Consider the following 4602-nt stretch of genomic DNA (forward strand, 5'->3'; position numbering starts at 1 on the left):
GGTGCAGGCACTGATGGATCAGCATGGGCTGAAGGAAAATGAGGATCTTCAGGGGACGATTCAAAATGTCGACAAGAAGACCAAGTACCAGAAGTCACCGAAACTGCATTCCCTGTCCACCCTGCAAAGTGTCGCGAACCGGCGCTGGAAATACACACCTTCTCACACATTAAAGACGATGCAGAAGCTTTATGAAAAAGGGCTGGTGTCCTATCCGCGAACAGACTGTAACTACATTACAAATAGTGAGTTCAATTATTTAGTGAACAAGCTGGATGCCTATCAGAAAGCGATGAACGTATCGTTTACGCCGGCTTCGTTAAAACCGAACAAGCGGTATGTGAACAATAGTAAAGTCCAGGAGCACTATGCGATCATTCCGACAAAAACCGTGCCTACCGAGAAGAAATTGAGCGGATTGAGCCGGGACGAGCACAACATTTACCATGAAGTACTCGCGACAACTTTGGCGATGTTCCACGGAGATTATGTGTATGAAGAGACGACGATTGTGACCCACGTCAACGATCTGCCTTTTAAATCCACGGGCAGGAGAGAAGTGAAGCAGGGCTGGAAAGAGCTGTTTCCGAAACCTTCCAAAGCCAAACAGGAAAAAGACCCGATTCTGCCGGAGGTGCAGCAAGGAGAAGATGTAGGTGCCCGCCTGCATATTAAAGAAAGCATGACCCAGCCGCCGAAGCCTTATACCGAAGGCCAGCTCATCAACATGATGAAAACGTGCGGAAAGCTCGTGGATGACGAGGAAGACGTCGAGATCTTAAAGGAAGTGGAAGGCCTCGGAACCGAAGCCACGCGCTCGAGTATTATTGAAACGATCAAAACGCAGAATTATATTGAAGTGAAGAAAAACAGCGTCGCGATTACCGATAAAGGGATTATGCTGTGTGAAGCGATCGAAGGGACGCTGTTATCGAGCCCTGCCATGACAGCCAAATGGGAGTCGTATTTAAAGAAAATCGGCAATGGCGATGGTTCGAAGCAGATGTTTATCAAGCAGACGAGCCAGTTCATTGAAAAGCTTATTCAGGAAACGCCTGAATCGATCCAGCAGGTGAACGTACGCAGCACAGGCGAAAAGAAACAGTGGAATACGGCGGTTGCTAAATGCCCGGCCTGTTCCAATGGCGAAATTATTGATCGGTATAAATTTTACGCCTGCTCCAATTATAAAAACGGCTGTAAAGTGAGCTTTCCGAAGCGGCTGGCTGGAAAATCACTCTCCGCAAACATGATTAAGACGCTGTGTGAGAAGAAGAAAACGCGGGTGTTGAAAGGATTTAAAGGTAAGAAACCGTTTAGTACGGCTTTAACGCTGGATGAAGACTATAAGATTAAATTTGATTTTGCGAAGAAAACTTAAGAAACCAATGGGGTGTAAGGGAAAGATTCTTTTCACCCCAAACTATGAATGCAAGAAGGCATTAGGGAAAAACATGAAGTCTCTTCAATATTTTTGAAATCCTACCAATAACTAAAAAGCCACCTACATACATAAGGAAGGTGTAAAAGAAATTCCAATCCTCATCGTAGGATAAGGTTTCTGTTAAAAGGGCGAATCCTTCTAAACCAGCCATCCCGCCTATGGATAAACTATAGACCAAGATCGGTTTTATGTTCTTATAGACATAGTAATAAGTGAACCAGGCTCCTGCGATCGTGAAAATACCTAAGTCCAGGAAAATGGAGTCTAACAGCACAACTTCCGGCATCGGGTGAACTTTCCATAAACCTAGATGAATGCCGGCCTGGTTGAAAACGACGGCAATTAAAGCGGTAATAGGTGCGGTCGTATAAAAGATCTTGGGAGCTTTTCGATACAAATAAATTCCTGTAATCCAGGGAATAACAAAACCTGTAATAATAATAAGTGTCAATTTTACCACCTCGTGGTAGTATTTGGAGCTGTGTGAGTTTTATGTATTTTTTAAGGTTTCCCTCTTCTGGCTGAATCGACTGTTGCTAAAGGGCAGCTAGAATAAGCTCTTCTTGTTCAGCCTCGCGTATCGCACAAATTGCTCCATACAAAAAAGAGCGCTTCAGTCACGAAGCGCTCTTTGTCTTTGACTCCCGGTATGGGATAATTTTTTCCGGACGTTTTCGTTTAACGCATCCATTTCTTCAATGAATTGTTCACTGGAAGCGATGATTCGCTCGGAGGACTGCTCGGTCGTTTTCAGGGCTTCGAATACATTGTCGAAAGACTCCTGAAGAGCTTCCATACTGATCGCCGGATTCTCCATCATCTGTGTCGTCTCTTCCGCATTCTCTTTCAGATTTCTGGAGTTGGAGAGAAGCATATTTTCAGTTGCTTTATTCACACCATTCACTGTATCAATTACTTTTCGCTGATTATTCAAAGCCAGCTGAATCGAAGCGGAGACGGTAATGATATTTTTTGTCAGCGTAACGGCATTACGAATCGATTCCTTCAGCTTTTCATTGTTTTTCTTAATAATATCCACTGAAGAAATGCTCTGGTGCAATACACTCTTCATCTGTGTCATGTTTCTTGTGCGGGTAATGATTTTCTCTTTTCCTTCGGTAAGCAGCGCCAGATCGTATTCACCTGTAGCTTCTTTTTCTTTCAGAAGCTCAAACAGCTTTTTCCCGAGATAGATTTGCTTGTCCAAGTCATAAATACGCTTTTGGGCGTTTTCTTTGATCAGCTGCAATTCGACGCTGTCTTCTTCCAGACGGTCTTTTCCTGAAAGGAGACTGCGCACTACCGTATCGATCTTCGAGTCGACTGATTCATACTTCTGCATGTAGCGGTCGATGGGCTGTTTTTTGCTTAGTTTATAGAAGAATCGCTGCACGCCATTGCCTTCGGTGCGCTTCGGATCAAGGTCGGACACAATCGCCTCGAGTTCACTCAGTGATTGGGGAATGTCATTATTGCCTTTCGTCATCAGATCGTTTACCGGGCGCTTCAACGTTTCCATTGTTTCCCCGGCTACACGTTGTTCCTTTTCACCGAGATCTCCAAGCTCTCTCATGACGTCGGAAAGGGAGTCGTCTCTGGAAGAATGGAACCTTTCCGCGTATGCTTCAGCCTCTTTGTTGAGGCGGTCGATATCTTCTTTGTCAACAAGCGTCATCGCTTCTCTCAGGTCCTGATGGTTCATTTCAGCTTCTTTATCTCTTTGGAAAGATTTTTCACTCATATTCATACCACCTATCTGCCATTTGTTGGTTTCCGGAAATAACAAAACGTCTCTTTACTTGCGCGAAAAGAAGCTTTCGTCTTCCTTGTTGTACTTGGAAGCAATGATGCCCTTGCTTCTGGCAAAATTCTGCGCATGACTTTCTTCTTCTTTTTGCTCGAGCGTTTCAATGAACTTACGCAAATCGTACATCGTATCAAGCAGTTCATCTTTGCGGCTTTCCTTATTCTCATCCGACAATCGCTGGAACGACTCGATGAAGTCCGGAACATCCTTGTCCATCATCGTTTCCAGGGAATATTGCTCTTCGATATCGAGTTCTTCCATTCGTTTAAATTGTTTAACAGTCCGTTTCTTTAGGGATGCCCATTCCTTTTGAAGATCAGGGTGATTCTCGAGAAATGGGAATTCCCAGCCCTCGAGGATCGTTTCTCCGGGGTGTTCCGCAGTTGTTTCCTCCCCGGATGTTTCCCTTTTCTCCACATAGGTTTCTAAATACGTATATAATACTTGTGAGAAGTCACGCAGCGTGTCTCCGAGTCCTTTTCTTCTTGTGAATTCTTCTTTAAAAAACGTAGGGAAAATAGTCCTTTCCTCTTCCACTTCAAACCGGCCAAGCAGCATGGTTGGCGGTTTGCCATACACTTCGATGGTTCCTCTGAACATATTGGATTTTTTGGGAATGATCACGGTGAAAAAGACCCCATTCCAAAACACATCTAAAATATATCTTTTGTCCATCTGTACCAGTTCTCTGATATCCAGATCGAAATAAACAGGGAATTTCCCTTTGCTGACCTGCTTCATTTCTCTCATGGTGTGAAAATCGATATAGCGCTGGTATTCCGAAAGATATGGCATGAATGTTTTTTCTAAATTCTCAAGCGTAGAAGAGTAGAAGTTGTCCATGCTTCGTCAGCCCCTTTTGAGTCCTTCCATTTCCTCGACAAAATATTTCCATTATACATTAAGAATACCACAAAACGGGGTTGGATATTAAGAAATGGCTATGTATTCTCCACTAGAAAAGGAAGGGAAACCATTCTCCGGGCTTATCTTTGAAAAAAGGAGGCCCGCCCTTCTTTTGCTTATTCATGTATATAACGGAATATACAGAAGTGGTTGTCGTTTTGGAATGGAATTCAGTAATATAGTACACAGCTAAGTGGAGGATATGATTTACTTTCATGATTATCATTTACTACATTATGTATTAAAGGTGGGGCGGGGAAGAAATTTGGAAAAATGGTTGAAAAGAAAATTTTATACAGGCATTTTCACTCTATTTATAATGGCTTAGCATAGAAATGTATCAAGCATTCCTAGAAGGCAAAAGCGTTGAAGAGGTCATGGGAATTGCTAAGGTATTAGATACTTGAAAATAGTAAGAATTCTCCAGAATCAGTTTATTTTCACC

4 protein-coding genes are annotated in these 4602 nt (G+C 43.1%); 1 reads left to right on the plus strand and 3 read right to left on the minus strand.

The features are described from left to right. The coding region (locus WAM07_RS18630; RefSeq protein ID WP_422168884.1) for a DNA topoisomerase at positions 1 to 1381 on the plus strand (1381 nt) is incomplete at its 5' end. 61 nt (positions 1382 to 1442) lie between these two features. Here the strand turns inward: WAM07_RS18630 and WAM07_RS18635 are convergent. The 3 genes from WAM07_RS18635 to WAM07_RS18645 all read right to left on the minus strand — a co-directional run bounded on the left by WAM07_RS18635 (position 1443) and on the right by WAM07_RS18645 (position 4094). Continuing rightward, complete coding sequence (locus WAM07_RS18635) at positions 1443 to 1895, minus strand: hypothetical protein (protein WP_422168885.1); 453 nt, start codon at positions 1893 to 1895, stop codon at positions 1443 to 1445. Between the two features lie 162 nt (positions 1896 to 2057). Then, complete coding sequence (locus WAM07_RS18640) at positions 2058 to 3185, minus strand: toxic anion resistance protein (protein WP_422168886.1); 1128 nt, start codon at positions 3183 to 3185, stop codon at positions 2058 to 2060. Between the two features lie 54 nt (positions 3186 to 3239). Beyond that, a complete protein-coding gene (locus WAM07_RS18645) occupies positions 3240 to 4094 on the minus strand; it encodes a hypothetical protein (protein ID WP_422168887.1) in 855 nt (284 codons plus the stop codon). Positions 4095 to 4602: the final 508 nt, after the last annotated feature.

Origin of the sequence: Halobacillus sp., assembly GCF_049282395.1 — a bacterium.
Lineage (GTDB): Bacteria > Bacillota > Bacilli > Bacillales > Halobacillaceae > Halobacillus.